Genomic DNA, 17,359 nt, shown 5'->3' with positions numbered 1-17,359 from the left:
CTTCAAATCACGGTTCAGTCGGAAGCCAACACCGCCTTTTCACGAGCCAGCCGCAGGGCCCGCTCCAGCCTGCGCGCTTCCGCACGCAGAACGTCTTGTCCCTGCCCGGTGACGCGGTAGTAGCGCCGCCGCGAGTCCTCGGCCCGGACCTCTCGAGGAGCATCGATCTCCTTGACAAGGCCGTCGCGCAAGAGCCGCTTGAGAGCGGCGTAAAGGGTGCTGGCGGTCAAATCGACCTCGCCTTCAGTCCGTTCGCGGATGTCCTGAATCATGGCATAGCCATGCAGGTCGTTATCCACAAGCGAAAGTAGAATCTGATAGACCGGGACCGTCAGCGGCAGCAACGATTCCACGTCCTCTCGGCGTTCCTTCTGGTGCAAATCAGTCATCTCTGTGTTCCTTGTACGGCTTCCTTGTCTCCAGGGTTTCCTCTGGCTACTCCCTCAAGCGTTATACCGTGACGCGGTATAACGTAGCATGGAACAAATGTGACTGTCTAGTGCCGACGGTCGAAATCGGCCAACCGGAGCCGCGGCGCCATCTCCCGGCCCGCCTATTTGCTTGCCCGGCAGCGGTAGAGGAGGGTGAATTCTTTCTTGCGGTCCAAGACGTCCAAGTAGGAGCAGAGCACCGGCACTAGGAAGCAGAAGAGGCCCAGCGACAACAGTTCAAGGGGGGACAGCAGGACCCTGGGGAGTCCGCGGCGGTGCTGGAAGAGGATCTTGGGAATGTAGGTGAAGCGCTGGCCCAAGTAGTGGAAGTAGCCGCCCATGGGCTCGATTTCGACGCCCTGGAAGCCGGCGCGCTCCATCATCTGGCGCAGCGAGAACTGGGTGAAGCGGAAGAAGTCGTAGGGCTGTTGGTGTTCATGCCAGCCTTGGGGCGCTGACAGATAGAGCGTCCCGCCGGGACGCAGCACCCGCTGAAACTCGCTGATGACGGCTTGGGGATCAGGCACATGCTCTAACACCTGGGTGTTGAGGACGGCTCCCACCGATCCGCTTTTCAGGGGCAGGCGGGAGAGGTCGACGCAAGCATCGAGCCGACTGTAGTCCCAGTCCTGCTCGCCTACCGCGAGATCGAAGGCCCAGTAGCGGTGACGTCCGAAGAAGGAGCGGAAGCGGCTTTCACCCGCACCGGCGTCGAGGACGGTCTCTCCCGGGTGGCTTTGAGCGGCTTGGCGCACAAAGTCGCGCAGCGCATATTCCATGGGATTGATGCGCCGCTTGAGGAACTCGGGGAACCGCTCATAAACCGCCAAATACCCGTTCGCCATGATCGATGAGTGTGGATGTTATCATCCTTGGGTCGGCGGCTGGTCATCGCGATTCTCGGCCGAACGTCCTTCGATCCAACCTGGCCTCGAGCCGAGAACGCCCCGCAAATCGAGAACGGCGTGCGCCCAAAGAGCGTAAGAACATTAGGATGATGAGAAGACTTCGGAGATGGATGTGGGCGGGAGTGCTCCTCATGTGGACGATCAGCCCGTTCAGCTCAGCCGCGCACGCTGCGACCTTTCAAGAGGACTCCGCGGACAACCCTTCGCGGCGGCCTAAGCACGTGCTCTTGTTCACGATCGATTCCTGCCGGGCCGACCGATTCGGGGTCTACGGCAATCAGCCTTCGCCGACCCCCAACATCGACGCCTGGGCCCAAAAGGGCACCGTCTTCGAGCGCGCTTACAGCACCTCGGCCTGGACGGCTCCGGGACTGGTCTCCATCCTCAGCGGACTGGCGCCTCCCGTTCACGGAGTCAACAACCGCGACCGCATGGGGTCATCTGACCTGCTCACGCTGAGCAAAATCTTCCAGAGCAAGGGTTTCGAAGCGCCCAACCTGAATTTCTTCACCTTCGCTCCCTACTACGCCAATCTGGGAGTGGGCAAAGTCGACCGGCGCTTTTTCGGCAGCCGCGAGGGCCAGGAGCTGATCAACTGGCTGAGCCGGCGCGAGAGCCAGGAGCCTTTCTTTCTCTGGTACCACTCCACCATCGTCCACCAGCCTTACAATCCTGACGACGAGCGTCTCCCGGCACCCCGCCAAGAACTGATGAAGCGTCCCGGACTGAAAGCTGCCATGACGGGAGCCATCGTGCCCCGGGGATCGACTGAGTTCCAGGAGGGCGACCGTCCGCTGTTGGGCAGACTTTACGACGCCGAGATGAACCGCATGGACGAACTCTTTGGACGCGCCCTCAGCCTGCTGGAGGAGAAGGGATGGCTGGAGGACACCCTCATCATACTCACCGCCGACCACGGCGAGGAACTGCTCGACCACGGATTCGTGGGGCACGCCTCCACTTCGCTGCACGCCCGCCTCTACGAGGAGTTCATCCACATTCCGCTGGTCGTGGCTTGGCCCGGGCAACTGCCCCAAGGCAAACGAGACCGGCGCCTGGCCAGCCAAGTCGACATCTTCCCCACTCTGCTCAGGCAGATGGGATGGGAGATTCCCAGCTTCGTGCAGGGACACGACCTGCTTTCGCCCCCGCCCCATGAGCGGACGCTCTTTTTTCAGTCGGTCATCGCCGGCAACCAGACCACTAAGGAGCGGGAGCATCTGTGGGTCTACGGCCTGCGCGACGGCCGTTTCAAATACATCGAGGGTGAGGACGGTCCTGAGCTTTACGACTTGGAGGACGATCCCAGCGAGGGCCGGAACCTGGCTTCGGCGCGTCCGGCGAAGGTCAAGGCCTTGGCTGGACGCCTGCAAGAGTGGCGGGAGCGCTCGGGCGAGTTGGCGGGGGAAATTTTCGCCTCCCGGCCCCAAGTGCATACTTCGGCCAAGGCCGAGTCCTGCCCGATCATCTACACTCCAGGGGAGGACGAGAGGCTGAAGTGGGAAACCCACACCGGTTCGCTGCTCTTCGACTGGAGCGGCGACTTGGATACCGAGTACCTCGTGGAATACGACATCGGAACGGGCGATCACCACATCGCCGGCACTCACGAGGTGGAAGGCAACCACCAGTTGTTGGGACCCTTTCCGAGTGAGATCTGGGTCACTTTAAAGGATTGGAACCCCGTCAAGATCCGCGTTTCGCCCAAGACGCAGCCCCGCTGCTGGAGCGAATGGCGGACCTTCAAGTTTTAAGACTGAGCGACTTCATTCGGCCACCGCCACACGGGGGCCTGACCTCGGCCCGGGGTGAATCGGTGTGAGAAACGCATCGGCTGCACCCCGCGGCCCCAGGAGAAGCATGCTGACGGTTGGACTCACAGGCGGCATCGCCTGCGGAAAATCTTTGGTGCGCCGCGAGCTGCAACGTTTGGGAGCGGCCACGGTGGACGCCGACGATTTAGCCCGCAAGGCCGTCCAGCCCGGCAGTCCGGCGCTGAAACGCATAGCCCGGGCCTTCGGATTCCGGGTCTTCGACCGCCGCGGCCAGCTTGACCGGGCCAAGCTGGCGGCCATCGTTTTCTCCGACCGCCAAGCACGGGAGAGGCTCAACGCCATCGTGCATCCGGAGGTGTTTCGCTTTCAGAAGCAGTGGCTGGAGGACCTGGGGAGGCGTCCGCCGGAAGAGCGTCCCGCCCTGGCGGTCGTGGATGCCGCTCTCATGATCGAAACAGGATCCTACCGCCGTTATGACGCTCTGGTAGTGGTCTTCTGCCCTCAAGAGCAGCAGGTCAAGCGGCTCATGCAGCGTGACCAGCTCACCCGTCAAGAGGCGTTGCGGCGGGTCCGCAGCCAGATGCCGGTCCAGCACAAGCGCGACTTCGCCGATTTCGTCATCGACAATTCCGGAGATCGCGAGTCGGCCCTGCGTCAGACCCGCGAGGTCTATCAGAAGCTGATGGAGCAAGCCTCGCGCTCTAAATCATAGTGCCAGGACAGGGGAAGACCTTCAGTACAGGCCCGGACCAGCTTGGGCTGGCCTCCAGCGAGGCCGGCTGACTTCAAGGTAGAGAGCGCGGCGGCAAGGCGCGAGACTTGACCCGTGAGGAAGGACGCGACATATTGCCTTTATGATCGATCGATACACCCGGCCTGAGATGGCGCGGGTCTGGAGCGAACGCAACAAGTTTCAAAAGTGGCTGGACGTCGAGATCGCCGTCTGCGAAGTCCTGGCCGAGCGGGACGAGATTCCCTCGGAGGCCGTGGAGGTGATCCGCCAGAAGGCCCGCTTCGAGGTGGAGCGCATCCACGAAATCGAACGTGAGACCCGCCATGACGTCATCGCCTTCACGACCGCGCTGGCCGAGCACGTAGGCCCGGAATCGCGCTTCATCCACCTGGGGCTGACCTCCACCGACGTGGTCGATACGGCTCAAGCTCTGCGGGTGCGGGAAGCTTCGGAACTGATCGAAGAGGAGATCCTGCAGCTCTTGCAGGTGTTGCGCCAACAGGCCCAACGCTACAAACACCTCCCGATGATGGGACGCACTCACGGCGTCCACGCCGAGCCCACCACGCTGGGACTCAAGCTGGCGGTGTGGTTCTCGGAGATGGAACGCAACCGGGAGCGCTTCCGCCGGGCCCGCAAGACGCTTGAAGTGGGTAAGATCAGCGGCCCGGTGGGGTCCTTCTCCCACCTTCCGCCGGAGGTGGAAGAGGCCGTCTGCGCCAAGCTCGGCATCGGATTCGCCGCCGCCTCCACCCAGACCCTTCAGCGCGACCGTCACGCTGAATACCTCTGCACCCTGGCCATTCTGGGAGCCAGCTACGACAAGATGGCCGTCGAAGTCCGCCACTTGCAGCGCACCGAGGTGCGGGAGGCCCGCGAGCCCTTCGCCAAGAGCCAGAAAGGCAGCTCGTCCATGCCCCACAAGCGCAATCCCATCAACTGCGAAAACATCAGCGGACTCTCGCGCGTCCTGCGCGCCAATGCCCAAGTGGCGCTGGACAACGTGCCCCTGTGGCACGAGCGCGACATCTCCCACTCTTCGGCCGAACGGGTTATCCTGCCCGACAGCACCACTCTGGCCCATTTCCTCACCATCCGGCTGCGCCGTGTCCTGGAGGGATTGGTTGTGGACGAAGGGCGGATGCGAGAGAATATCGAATTGACGGGAGGCCTGGTTTATTCGGGGAGACTGCTCCTCGAACTGGCCCGGCGCGGGGTCTTGCGCGAGGTGGCCTACGGATGGGTCCAGCGCAACGCCATGAAGGTTTGGGACGAGGGCGCCGACTTCAAGACCCTCATCCTCAACGACTCCGACATCCGCTCCCATCTCTCGGAAGCCGACATCGAACAGGCTTTCAGCCTGGAAGATAAGATCAAGCACGTCGACGCCGTCTTCGAGCGCGTCTTCGGCGCACACTGAGTGATGCGGCCAGACCGTGTCCCAGGCAGATCAAAGGGAAAAGTCGAGTCCGGCTCGCTGCAGGCGAGCCATCGGCTACCCAGGGTAGAGCGATGGAGCGCAGCGACCGAGCGGCACCCTGGGTTCGGGATACAAACAAAGAGAAACGCTGAAAGCGTGAAATAGCACAGCGAGGCGGCTCGGCCGCACCCACCGTGCATAAGGAACACCATCATGCAGGACGTCATTAACTACATCGACAAAAACCGTGAACGCTACCTGGAAGAACTGGGCCAGTTCCTGAAGATCCCCAGCGTCTCCACTGACCCAGCCCACAAGGACGATGTGGCCCGGGCGGCGCGCTTCGTGGCCGACCAGTTGACCGCAGCCGGCATGGAGCAAGTGGAGGTCATCAAGACTCCCGGCCATCCCCTGGTCTACGGCGAGAAGATCGCCGATCCCTCCAAACCCACCGTGCTGGTCTACGGCCACTACGACGTGCAGCCGGTGGACCCCATCGAGCTGTGGAAGAGCGGCCCCTTCGAGCCCACCGTGCGCGACGGCAACCTCTACGCCCGCGGATCGGCCGACGACAAGGGGCAGGTGATCATCCATTTCAAGAGCTGCGAAGCCTACCACAAGCTGGGCAAGCAACTGCCGGTCAACGTCAAGTTCCTGATCGAGGGCGAGGAGGAAATCGGCAGCAGCCACCTCGATCCCTTCATCGAGAAGAACGCTGAAAAGCTCAAGGCCGACTGCGTGCTCATCTCCGACACCGCCATGTTCGCCAAGGGCGTGCCCTCCATCTGCTACGGGCTGCGGGGACTGGCTTACTGCCAGGTCGACGTACAGGGAGCCAACACCGACCTGCACTCGGGGTCCTTCGGTGGACCGGTCCCCAACCCGGCTTTCGTGCTGGCCCAAATCATCGCGGCTCTCAAGGACGAAGATGACCGCATCACCATCCCCGGCTTCTACGACGACGTGCGCGAGCTGACTCAGGCCGAACGCGACGAGTTCGCCTCGCTGCCCTTCGACAAAGAGGAATTCAAGAAGTCGCTGGGACTGAAAGGGCTGGCGGGAGAAAAGGGCTTCACGCCGCTGGAGCAGGTGTGGGCGCGTCCTACCCTGGAGGTCAACGGACTGCTGAGCGGATTCACGGGAGAAGGGGCCAAGACCGTCCTGCCCGAGAAAGCCATGGCCAAGGTCTCCATGCGTCTGGCTCCCGATCAGGACCCGCACAAGATCGAAGACCTCTTCGAGAAGCACGTGCTGTCGCTGGCTCCCGACTATGTGAACGTCAAAGTCACCCGTCTGCACGGCGGCCAGCCCTGGGTAGCCCCCCTCGATCACCCGGCCCTGAAAGCCGCCGCCAACGCCATCGAGCAGGGATTCGGCAAGCGTCCGGTCTTCCAGCGCGAGGGCGGATCGATTCCGGTGGTGGCCACCTTCGCCGAGGCCCTCAACGTCCCCACCGTGTTGCTGGGGATCGGACTGCCCGACGAAAACGCTCACGCCCCCAACGAACACCTCAACCTCGACAATTTCTACGGAGGCCTGCGCGCCGCCGCCCACTTCCTGGAAGAGTTCGCCAAGTTGGCCTGAGGTAGGCGCAAGCCGCATCCCCGCGGCCCTTCAGGCAATGCCTCAACTCGGCGAACTGGCCCGGCTGGCGCTCCAGCCCGCCAGCCCCTAATTCAACTCCACCCACACCCCGGGTAGCTCCAGCCGGGAACCCGCCAGGTCTACCGGAACAACATGGGCGCCCAGAATCCCGACACGCCGGTAAGGACTGTAGGTGACAGGCCGTGTAAATCCGGTGGCGTAGCCCTGCAGCGTTTGAAGCTGAAGCACTAGACGGCGTTGGCCGACCTCTCTGCCCGCTCTCCTCAGCCCCTCGGCCAGCACCTCCACAGCGCCCAGGACGCCGGCCTGCAACAACCGATAGTCCTCCGCCAAGTCCTCGGAGAGGGCCATCTGCCGCATTCTGTCGCGGCCTTTTGGGGGCAGATCAGGAGGCAGGACGGGATAGGAGACAAAAAGACGTCCCGTGAAGTCCCCGGGAGCCCCGAAGAGAGCGGCCGAGAAAAGCAGCGAGGGCAAGAACACCCGCGGACGCCACCCCGCCTGATCAGCCTGGCGCAAGGTCGGCCTGACCTGAGGAGCGGGCAGCAGCACGACCAGGATGTCGCTCTCAGCCTTCCTCAAGCTTTCGAAGATCGCCTGGTGGCAGCCCTGGGGCGGACACACCGCGCGGCGCGGCGCGGGCCATCCCAGGGCCGCCGCCTGGGCCTCCACCGCCTGGGCCGCCCGGTCGAAACGCCCGTCGGAAGAGACCAGCACCGAGACCTGGGGCTGGTTCGAGCCAGCGGCGCTGGAAGCGAAGCGGATCATGGCCCGGCATTGGTCCTGCAGTCCCGCCTGCAGGTAGAAGACGTAGGGATTGACCGGATCCCCCAACCGGGGCCGCAGGGTCATGGGAGCGATGACGGGGACGCCGAATTCCTCGGCCAAGCCGCTCATCAGTTCCTCGGCCCCGATGAAGAAGGGCGAAACCAGGGCGAACACCGAGCCATCTTGCAGCAAGGCGCGCATCGCTTCCAGCCGCTGGGAAGGGTCGAGAGGGGCCTCGACCACCTGCAGCTTAAGCCGGCGTCCCGCAACGCCCCCGCCCTGGTTGATCTCTTGCAGCCCGGCCCGCAGGGCGGCCTCGACCGCCGTGCCCTGCTCGGCCAGACGGCCTTGGGCCGGCAACAGCGTGGCCAAGGCGATGGCTTCGTGGCTGAGTCCCGGCTCTTGCCCGGTGCCCAGCGTCTTCATGTATTCCACCAGGTCGTCCAGATCTTTGCGGGTGAAAAGGTAGCGGGGCATTGAAGCCGACAGTTCATTGCCCGCCGAGTCGTATCCCAAGGTGATGCTGCGGCGCAGTTTGGCCTCGTCGTAGGCGGGACGGCTGCGCTTTTCGCTTTGCATGGGGCGGGTCAAGGCCGGCCAGGAGATGTCGCTGGGCGAAAGCGATCCCTGGACGGAGCTTACCCCCTCGATGCCATGGCAGCTTTCGCAGGGCATGGCGGCGGCCGGAATGCGCGTCCCGCTGCCCGAGATGACGGCGATGATCTCCTCGCTGTCTGGAGCCGTCCCCCGCTTGTAGATCTCCCGTCCACGCTGGGCGTCGGGGCCGAGCTGAGCCAGAGCCCCCGCCAACAACAAGAGGAGAACAGCCGCCAGAGAAAGGCCGAGAGCGCGGATGGATCGCATGACATTAGAAGATAGCAAAAAGGCCACCAGGCACTCATGTCCACTCAAGCGGTCGCCGCGAGGATGCGGCGGCTCCGCCCCAGAGGTTGTGGAGGCCAAGGCTGTCTGTCGATTCCAATTGTCAAGTCTCTGGTTTAAATGAACCGACTTGGCTCATTCGTCTTGACGAGATGTTTGCTAAAAATGTATACTGCTTAGCACCACTGCAAAAAGCAGACAACTTGTCCCGGTAGCCTAATAACTATTTTTACAAATGCATCTCGCTGTTGCACGAAGCGTGAGGCCCGGCAAGGCGGCGCGCCTGTTGGTGTGGCTGACCATGGCCTCGGCTGGTGCCTGTTCATTGCAGGCGCCGCCGTCACCGGAATCCGGGGATCACCCTGAAATCAGCTTCGCCAAGGAACTGACGATCGAGCTGGAAGCGCTGCGGAATGTCGAGTTATCCCACGCCCTTCCGTTACGGGTTGTGGGCAGCTTTCCGGACCTGGGAAACGAAGGGGGCGCCTCGCTCCGACTGGCCGGGGCTCCGGCTTATGGCCCATCTCAAGACATTCACGCAGCCGAGCAGGAGCGCCGGCAAGTTGTCAGTTTCCGGCCCGACCTCTCCGGCTGGCGGCCCTTCACTCCCCGCCTCGACGATTATCCTCTCAATCTGGAGATTCAGGGCGGCATGGTGTACGTGGACGTGAGCGGACGGATCGATTCCTTTGGGAGCTCGGGGGAGCGGCTCTTCTCCTTCCACACCTATTACAACCTCTTCGACTTCACGGTCCTGCCCGACGGCTCGATTTGGGTCAATCCCCGCTGGACGCGAGCGCGTCCGGACCAGCCCCTGCTGATTCATCTCGACGCAAGCGGACGCAAGATAGCCGGCTTGGGACAGCGCAGTTCGCAGGAGGCCTGGCGGGGCTTGCTGGATAACGTCTTTTTGGCCTCCGGCTTCGGCCGGCTCTGGGCGCTGGGGCAACGCGAGCCGGTGTTACGCGTATTCGATACTGGTTCGGGCCGGGAAATAGCCGCCCGCCAGATCAAGCATCCGCTCTTTCGGGAAGTGCGGGCTGCCGCTCGTTGGCCTTTGACGGGCGGGCAAGGCCGCTCCTTGCTGGCACCCCGTTACACAGCCGACTTGGTGCTGGACGGCAAGGAACTTTTCGTGTTGCTGCACCTTCCCTTCGTGGAGATCCTTCGCCTCGACTTCGAGGGCCGCGAAAAGGCACGCTATCGCTGGCAGGATGACAATCTCCAGCTCCTGGACTTGAACGGGCTGGATGTTCGGGGCGGGGCCCGGCATGAGCCTGTTTTTCTGGTCTTGGCTCTGCGCAATCCGCCATTCCCACAAGAACCCCATCATGTGCTGTTGGAGTTGGCGCCGGACTCCAAGAGCGAGGAGCCGCTGTCATGAAATCGCTTATCCGCATGCTGCTGGCGGCCAATATTGTGATTTTCGCCCTGCTGGCGGTCATGCTGCTGTTCCGTTCACAGCCAACTTCTCCGCTGCAGGAGGCCCGCCAGGAGTTAGCCACGTTGCTAAGCGGGTCGCAGACGCTTGCGTCCTTGAATTCCGCCAAGGACTTCCCGGCCCCAAGCATCGTGGCCCTTTTTTCCAAGATCAACACCACCTGCGGAGCCCATCAGCTTATCGAACAGCTTAGGGAATGGGAGAGAAGCCATCCCCGCCTGGGGGTGGTGATCGTTCTTTCAAGCGCCTTCCAGGAACACGACGTCCGCAACTTGCGCGAGAACTTCGGATTGCCCTTCGCGGTGACGGTCGCTGACCAAGAATTACAGGCTGGGTGGACTCATCTGGAGGAGCGCCGTTCTGTGCGAACACTCAACGGTTCGCTTTTCCTCCAAGTGAACGGACGCCTGCGGCCCGCCGCAAGCCCGCGGCAATTGGCTGCCTGGCTCTCAGAAGCCGGCCCGAATGAAAACTCGAAGGCGTTAAGTGCGAGCTGGGGGGCAGAGAACCGCTAAATCAATCAAAGGAGATCCATCATGTTTCGAAGAATCATTGCCGTCATAGCCTTGAGCCTGATGCTGGCCGTCGGAGTGACGGCTGTCCTGGCCGTGAACACCATGGACGCCACCGCCACGTCCTTCTCCAACTTCGGATGCGAGGACTTAAGGTTTTGTGGAGGAGCCTTGAGCTGCAACGGCTATGGGTTCGCAGACGGCTGCCACATCACCTGCAATAGCGGATGGGACTTCCACTGCCTGGAGTTCTAGCGGAAAGGAGTCGCTCTAGCGGAAAAGAGGCCCGAGCCTCTGCCGCGGCAGAGGCTCGGGCGCCTGATGGCCTGAAGGGGCAGCCGCACTAGGGCAGGCTGGGGGCCGTGGCCGAACTGGAGATGATGTTGGCATCGACCAGTTCCTTGGCGTGATCGATGATCCCGCCCGTATCGACCCGCAGGATTCCCCAGGACCCGTTGTGGAACATCCAGGAGACGTAGTCGCGGAAGAGGTAGTCTCCCGTAACTTCGAACGCGCCTCCGGCCCCGTTCTTGACCAGCACGTCGTAGTGGCTGCTGGGTCCGAGGCCGTGGATGCTGCCTTGCCACTCGGAGAGCGGGTTGGCGCCCAACTGATGGGATCCGTTGACGTAGGGCTCCTCTTCCCAGATGTGCCCGCGAAGTTCGAAGGCGCCGTTCTGGGTGTGCCCGCCCGGGCTGAGGACGCGGAAGCGGACGTCGCTTCCGGGTTCGGCGATGAAGACCGGGGTCTCGGGATCGCCGCCCACCAAGCTGTTGCTCAGCACCCGGGTGTAGTCCTTGGTGCGGGTGATGGTGGGAGGAGTTTCGGGCTTGTAGCCCAGACGGAACCAGAGCGGTTCGGTGCGGTAGTTGATGGCCTTCTGCCCGCGCTCGCCGGCGTCCTCGTTGACCGCCAGGTGCTTGACGGCCGAGTTGTCCTGGTCGTAGCGCAGGTTGAGGTCGGTCTGGAAGAGGGTCACGAACTCGCGGAAGGGCTTTCCGTTGGGCGGAAATACCGTCGCCGCGGCGCGGGTGGGACGCATGTCGGGGTGAGGCAAGGTGCTCACCTGGCTCATGCGGTAGTCGTCGATCCACCTCGATCCCTGGGGCTCGATGATGAGAGCTCCGATTGCGCCCTTGTTGGAGTGCTTGATGGGATCGGACGACATCAGGTTGGTGGCGCCGAACTCGATGGGAATGGTCACGACCTGGCCGCTGACGAATCGCACCTCCCCCGCAAACCAGCGATAGGTGATGGTGCCGGTCGGAGCCACCGTCTGAATGTCGTTGAATCCGACGTTCTGACCGTCGCTGTTGGCCGGATCGAAAAAGACCAGTTGAGGATGCAGGCCCACCTCGTTGGAGGGATTGACCTGATTGGCGTTGAAGCGCTCGATGATGTTGGGCATGGCGTTGAAGCCGTCCAGGTCGGGCGCCGCCGCGCCGGCAGGCATCTCGTTGAGCAATTCCACCGTGATGCAGTCTCCCGCGTTGGCGCGCAGGATCAGCGGTTCGATGGGGACTCCGGACTTGATCTTCTTGGTGTTGAAGTTGTAGTCCGAGGCTCTCAGGAAGAGGATCGCGGTGGGATCCACCAACGGTCCCTGCTTGGCTCCGAGAGTGCCGGGGTCAACTACCGTATTTCGGCTGTTGTAGACCAGCTTTCCGCCCGGAAGAGCGGTGGCCGCCTGAACGGCAACCAGCTTGTAGTTGCGCACCGGGACTCCGGCCGGGCAAGGCATGTCCGGACTCAGGAAGTTGTAGTCGGAGGGGGCCCGGCCGTTGGGGTTGGCGTTGAGCGGCTTGAGGGGAGTGGCCTCGCCGGCGGCGGCGGTTCCGCGATAGCCGCGGATGATGCCCCAGACGCCGTTCCACTGTCCGTCCACTGAAGAACTCGTCTTGTAGAGAAAATCGGTGAAACGTTCGCGGCCTTGGCCGGTGCCGGCCGGCAGAGCCGGGATCTCGAGGTTGAACTGCTCTGAGATGCCCATCATCTGCGAGTTGCGGAAGCCCGAGTTGTCGTCGGCGGGTTCGAAGAGCCACTTCAGTCCGTGGACCGAGAAGTTGTGCTCTTCTTCCTGTCCGCCCACCAGGATCTTGACGATCACCGGGTCCTCTTCAAAGGCCCGCAGCAGGGGAGTGAAGGGGTCGGTGGGACGCTGGTCCTTGGTCAGCCTGTCATAGAAGTTAGGCTGAGTGTTGAGATCCTGGTCAGCTCTGTGCATGGAGGCGTAGGCGTAGGAGAGGTCTCCCTGTAGGCCCGGGGCCTGAGTGTTGCTTTGCGGGTCGCGGACGCGCAAGGCCACCGGCTCGTTGCGGTAGTTGACCGAGAAGGTGCCCGGATCGTCGGCCGAGATCAGCTCGGGACAAGGAGGCTTGACTCCTCCCGGGCATTCGCGGGGACGCTCGTAGAGGAAGGGCAGTCCGATCTGCTTGCGGGCCGGCGGATTGACGGCGTTGTCGGGATCGTCGAATCCTTCGCCGGGCTGGCGGGCCCGATGCGGATAAGGCAGCAGCGGCTCCTTCTCGTTGGGCCAGTAAGCCAACTGGAAGTCCGAGAACTCGAACATGAACTCGCGGAAGCTGGCTTCAGGATCGTCGGGATTCTCGATGGCAGCCTGCCAGGTGGTAGGTCCGCCGTCGGTGCGGGTGTAAAGCGGCACTCCCGTTTCGCTGTGGAACCAGTCGGTGCCGGCCGGCTCCACCACCAATCCGGCGTAGAGGCCGACTTGCTGGTGGGTCGAAGGACCGAAGTGGTCGTGGGTGAAGACGGTGCGCAGGGTGCGGTCGTTGTTGTCGTTGTCCAGAACCGGGTCGGCCCACCAGCGCTGGATGGTGGTCTGAGCCCCCAGCCATTTGCCGTTGTGGCCCGATCCGAAGAAGGGATGGGGCTGGGCCGTCAGAATCTGGCGCAGGTTGCTTCCCTTGCTGGCTCGCAGTCCGCCGCGCAGGTTGATGGCGTGGATGCGCTCGCGCACCTCGTCGGGAGAAAGCGTCCCGTCCTCATAGTTCCATCCGTTGGCGCCTCCGTCCGAGGCGGTGACGTCGAATTTCACCAGGTGGATGTGCTGTCCCAGTATGTCGGTGGGCGTGCGCACCTGGAAGTCGTCCAACTCATAGATGTTGGGCACCAGGTTGGTGTGATGGTAAACCACGCAGTCGCCGCTGTGAGCCCTGAAGAAGAGGGGCTCGGGGGGCTTGTTGCCGTTGAGATAGGAGTCGACGTCCTCCCACAGCGAGATGAAGCGCTGCTGCGGGAAGTGCCATCCCTTCTTGTTGAGGATGACGTCCATCTCGATGTTGGCCGCCTTGTAGGTTTTGAAGGCCGCGTCGGACACGTCCTGGGCCAACGTGGGGCAGGGGTCGGCGTAGGGCGCTCCCGCGATAGGCTTCTTGCCGTTGGTCACGAAGGTGCCGGATACGCCGGTGGGGTAGATGCTGGGATGGTTGCTGGCGTGATACCTCATGGCCGCTTCCTCAACCTGGGTTCCGCTGGAAGGCAGCGCATAAGCGTCGGCCTCCTCCAGAATCTTGGTGAAGTCGAGACGGGTGTGGACCTCCCAGAAATCGCCGTCGGTGATGACGTGGCGGGGCAGTCCGCCGTCGTCGAGCACGTCCAGCGGCGGGGTGGGCGGACGGTGTCCGGCTTCGCCGGGAATGAAGAAGGGATAGCCGGGATTGCCGTCTCCCGGTCCCAGCACGATCTGGCCGTTGCTGATGCTGGCTTTGCGCTGAGGCATGGGAGCCATCACATAGCCGGGCAGCGGAACCAGCGCCGGAATGGGGGTCCCTTCCAGGATTTCGGCGTCCGGCAAGGCCCTGGCGCCAGACAGAGGACGTCCCAGGACGTCGAGAGGCGTTCCCGTCTCGAAGACGTCGTGGACGCGCCACATCGACCACATTCCCTGAGCGAAGTGGGGATAGAAGTGGCAGTGGAAGATGGAGTCGCCGGCGGTGCGGTTGATGTTGCCGCTGCCTCCATTGGTGATCTCGTAGGTGAACGATGTGCCCTGCCCGATGGCTTGCGAGTCGAGGTAGGTGGACTTGTCGCTGTCGGGCGTGTGCAGCCACTGGTGCGCGTGCAGGTGGAAGATGTGGTGGTCATCCGATCCCGCCAGCACGTTTCGGAACTTGACGTGCTCATTGAGGTAGGAGTGATAGACGTTGGAGGGGTCGTCGGGATAGAGCACCTTGGTGGCCCGAGGCTGGCATCCCGGCGTTCCCGGGACGAAGCTGGGGCAGGTGGCATTGGCCGGAATGTCGACCACCTGGGCGGGGTCGCCCACCGTCCAGGAACTGAGGAAGAACTCCTCGTACTTGCACTCCACGCAGTCGCGCATGGGGCCTACGCCGATGCGGTTGGCGTAGATCTCGGATCCGATGCCGCCGGTGCCGTAGTTGATGGCGAAGGCGTCGCGGGTGGAATGGGTGGTGTGGGCCAGCACCGGGTTGATGTCCTTGTCGAAGATCTCCGGAAAGGCCTGAACGGCGCCCAACTCATCGTGGAAGATGATGGTGAACTCGCGGAAAGGCAGATGACGCTGCGGATAGACGGGATTGGGCGGATAGGTCCCAGCCGGGAAATTGCCGCGGTTGGGTCCCGTGATGATGGCCGTCAGATCGGAATGAATGATCTCCAGGGGCGATCCCAGGGAAGCCTGCGTCATCCTGATGATGGGCGCGCCCGCAAAGCGGTGTCCCGCCGGATAGACGGCATTGTAGTTGAGAATGGGATGACCCGTGGCGCTCAGTCCGACCGATGCCCAGGCCATTTCCTGGGCGGTCAGTTGACTGCGGTACCACTCGGCCTTGCGGGGTTCGACGTTGATGGCGCCGAAGAGTCCGTTGCCGATCGATCCGCCGTCGCCTTCGCCTCCCACCATGGCTCCGCCGTTGTAGAGCAGATGAGTTCCCTCACGCTGGGCATGCCAGGTGTAGTGGGCCGTTCCGTTGGGGGGAACCATGCTGTTGTTGGGGTTTTTGCCCACCCATGAGCCGTCGGAATCGATCGAGTCCACGAGCTGCATTCCGATGGCGCGGATGGAAGCGTGGGTTGTGAGCGGCTTGTTGTCGCTGGGCGCGGGCGTATCCAGCAAGTTGGTGAACTCGACTGTCAGGCAGTCGCCCACGTTCATGCGCAGAACCAGGGGCCGGGGCCGCTTGTCGGGGCGCAGGCGCACCCTCCCGGCTTGCAGTCCGGAATAGCCCGGCAAAGGCTCCACGTCGCGCCGGAGAGCGTACATCATGCCGTGCGGCTGCACCGCTCCCAGACGGTTCCAAAAGTAAGGTTGATCGAGAGCCACCACTTTGGCCGTCAGGATGCGCTGACAGGTTCCCGCGTTGGGCTCTTCGGCTACGGGTCCGCCGGGTTCGGCGATTTGGGCCCAGATGGGACCCGCTAACGCCATCACAACCAGGACCCCGATGACGAATCTGAATGCGTGCGGCCAGGGGCCGTTGATCTTTGACTTAGACATCCTCTTATCCTCCGATGCGAGTCGGGGCTTGATGCCCGCTCTGCTGTTCAACAAACTCCTCGCGGAGCTATCCGCCGGTCTCGCACCGGCGGCATATAGACATCTCTCAAGGCCGGCTCTCGCAGACATTCCTAGAAACCGGGCTTGTCGTTGAGAACGCTATCCACGATCGGTATCAAGTCTTCCGGCTTGCTCAGCCCGAAGGCCTTCTTCCACAGCCGGGTAGGCTCGTTCCCGATAATGAAAATCGACTGGTGCGATTCCCGGTCGTCCACGAACTGCCCCACTTTGCGCAGGGCGAAGCGGACGTTCTCGGGATCGCCGCTGAGAAAGTGCCAACCCGGACGCGCCTTGTAGCGGGCAGCGAACTCGGCCAGCTTCTCGGTCGTGTCGTTGAGCGGATCCACGCTCAGCGAGAGGAAATGAACCTCGCTGCCCATGCGGTCGCCCAGCCAGTCCTGAATCTTCTTGAGGTTGGACTGGCTCACCGGGCAGACCCCGTCGCAGGCCGTAAAGAAGGTGCTGATGATGACCACCTTTCCTTGCAGCAGATCGCTGTAAAGGCGCATGGGCTCGCCGTGCTGGTTGATCAGGACGACGTCGGTGAAGTAGTTGCGCGCGGCCTGGCTGCCGCTGTCGCCTTCTCCCGCGGCCATGACCGGGGACAGGGACAGGCACAGCAGCGCAAGCGTCGCGAGCAGAATCTTGCGGCTGTATCTCATTGTCCCGCCTCCACCTGGGCCGTTTCAGCGGCCAGTTCGTCGATGATGGCAATCAGTTGCTCGGGGGCGGCCAGTCCGTTGGCGCGCGTCCAGCGCCCGGCCGGGTCGTTGCCCAGCAGCACGGTGGAAGCGTGGTCGTTCTTGTCGGGAGTGAAGACCTTGAGGGCCTTGAGAATCTCGTCGATGCGCGACTTGGGACCGGTGACCAGCGTCCAGCCGGGCCGGCGTCCGAATTGGGCTCCCCAGGCCTTCATGCGCTGGGGCGTGTCCACTGCCGGATCGACCGACACCGAGAGCAGGAAGACGTCGTGTCCCAGCCGCGCTCCCAGGCGCTGCTGCAGCTTGCCGAAGTTGGCGCCCATGGGCGGACAGATGGTGGTGCAGGTCGTGAACATGAAGTTCATCACCACCACCTTGCCTTCCACCAATTCGCTGTAGAAGCGGCGCGATTTGCCGTCCTGGTCGTAGATGCGCAGATCGGGAATGTCGAGTCCCGAGACCTGCTGGGCCGTACCTCCCGCTACCGCTTTGGGCGCGGAAGCCTGGTGACAGTGCTTGTCCTGTGCCGCCAGCGGCAGAGCCGCCGTCATCAGGGCCAACAGGACCGGCAGGGTTCGTTTCAAGATAGTCATAGCCAATTCCCCCTCGACTCCCGGCTCGCTTGAGCCGGAGCGGATTTGGATTCG

The 17,359-nt window shown here is 62.9% G+C and carries 13 protein-coding genes; 7 read left to right on the top strand and 6 right to left on the bottom strand.

The window, feature by feature from the left end; all coding sequences use genetic code 11:
• Positions 1 to 14: 14 nt before the first annotated feature.
• Together VLU25_17540 and VLU25_17535 are read right to left on the bottom strand one after the other, a co-directional pair.
• On the bottom strand, positions 15 to 389 hold the full coding sequence (locus VLU25_17540) for a PadR family transcriptional regulator (GenBank protein ID HSR69740.1): 375 nt from the start codon (positions 387 to 389) through the stop codon (positions 15 to 17).
• 164 nt (positions 390 to 553) lie between these two features.
• Complete coding sequence (locus tag VLU25_17535; protein HSR69739.1) at positions 554 to 1,276, bottom strand: methyltransferase domain-containing protein; 723 nt, start codon at positions 1,274 to 1,276, stop codon at positions 554 to 556.
• A gap of 290 nt (positions 1,277 to 1,566) precedes the next feature.
• Between VLU25_17535 and VLU25_17530 the strand changes: the two genes are divergently transcribed.
• The 4 genes from VLU25_17530 to VLU25_17515 all read left to right on the top strand — a co-directional run bounded on the left by VLU25_17530 (position 1,567) and on the right by VLU25_17515 (position 6,851).
• Positions 1,567 to 3,093, top strand: coding sequence for a sulfatase (locus tag VLU25_17530; protein ID HSR69738.1), 1,527 nt, complete (start codon positions 1,567 to 1,569; stop codon positions 3,091 to 3,093).
• 106 nt (positions 3,094 to 3,199) lie between these two features.
• Positions 3,200 to 3,826 carry a dephospho-CoA kinase gene (coaE, locus tag VLU25_17525; GenBank protein ID HSR69737.1) on the top strand — a complete coding sequence of 209 codons (627 nt, stop codon included), beginning with the start codon at positions 3,200 to 3,202 and terminating at the stop codon, positions 3,824 to 3,826.
• A 142-nt stretch (positions 3,827 to 3,968) separates the two neighbouring features.
• Positions 3,969 to 5,267, top strand: a complete 1,299-nt coding sequence (gene purB, locus VLU25_17520; GenBank protein HSR69736.1) for an adenylosuccinate lyase — start codon at positions 3,969 to 3,971, stop codon at positions 5,265 to 5,267.
• A 213-nt stretch (positions 5,268 to 5,480) separates the two neighbouring features.
• Complete coding sequence (locus VLU25_17515) at positions 5,481 to 6,851, top strand: dipeptidase (GenBank protein ID HSR69735.1); 1,371 nt, start codon at positions 5,481 to 5,483, stop codon at positions 6,849 to 6,851.
• A gap of 87 nt (positions 6,852 to 6,938) precedes the next feature.
• Here the strand turns inward: VLU25_17515 and VLU25_17510 are convergent, their stop codons facing one another.
• The gene (locus tag VLU25_17510) at positions 6,939 to 8,504 is read right to left on the bottom strand and encodes an ABC transporter substrate-binding protein (GenBank protein HSR69734.1); all 1,566 of its coding nucleotides are present in this window, start codon (positions 8,502 to 8,504) and stop codon (positions 6,939 to 6,941) included.
• 277 nt (positions 8,505 to 8,781) lie between these two features.
• On the opposite strand from VLU25_17510, the gene VLU25_17505 reads away from it, so the two are divergent.
• Genes VLU25_17505 through VLU25_17495 form a run of 3 tightly spaced genes read left to right on the top strand, consistent with a single transcriptional unit; the run spans position 8,782 to position 10,730 of the window.
• Positions 8,782 to 9,906, top strand: a complete 1,125-nt coding sequence (locus tag VLU25_17505) for a hypothetical protein (protein ID HSR69733.1) — start codon at positions 8,782 to 8,784, stop codon at positions 9,904 to 9,906.
• A 14-nt stretch (positions 9,907 to 9,920) separates the two neighbouring features.
• Positions 9,921 to 10,478 (top strand): hypothetical protein, encoded by a 558-nt coding sequence (locus VLU25_17500; protein ID HSR69732.1) that lies wholly within the window; start codon positions 9,921 to 9,923, stop codon positions 10,476 to 10,478.
• Between the two features lie 21 nt (positions 10,479 to 10,499).
• Entirely contained in the window at positions 10,500 to 10,730 is a 231-nt protein-coding gene (locus VLU25_17495; protein ID HSR69731.1) for a hypothetical protein, read from the top strand.
• A gap of 88 nt (positions 10,731 to 10,818) precedes the next feature.
• Here the strand turns inward: VLU25_17495 and VLU25_17490 are convergent, their stop codons facing one another.
• From VLU25_17490 to VLU25_17480, 3 genes are all read right to left on the bottom strand, one after another.
• Positions 10,819 to 15,951 carry a copper oxidase gene (locus tag VLU25_17490; GenBank protein ID HSR69730.1) on the bottom strand — a complete coding sequence of 1,711 codons (5,133 nt, stop codon included), beginning with the start codon at positions 15,949 to 15,951 and terminating at the stop codon, positions 10,819 to 10,821.
• Positions 15,952 to 16,082: 131 nt separating this feature from the next.
• The gene (locus tag VLU25_17485; GenBank protein ID HSR69729.1) at positions 16,083 to 16,673 is read right to left on the bottom strand and encodes an SCO family protein; all 591 of its coding nucleotides are present in this window, start codon (positions 16,671 to 16,673) and stop codon (positions 16,083 to 16,085) included.
• On the bottom strand, positions 16,670 to 17,305 hold the full coding sequence (locus VLU25_17480) for an SCO family protein (GenBank protein ID HSR69728.1): 636 nt from the start codon (positions 17,303 to 17,305) through the stop codon (positions 16,670 to 16,672). Before VLU25_17480 ends, VLU25_17485 begins: the two co-directional genes overlap by 4 nt.
• Between the last annotated feature and the right edge of the window lie 54 nt (positions 17,306 to 17,359).

The sequence above is a fragment of the Acidobacteriota bacterium genome, from assembly GCA_035471785.1.
Taxonomy (GTDB): domain Bacteria; phylum Acidobacteriota; class UBA6911; order RPQK01; family DATIPO01; genus JANQFM01.
This window is presented reverse-complemented; position numbering and strand designations above follow the sequence as displayed.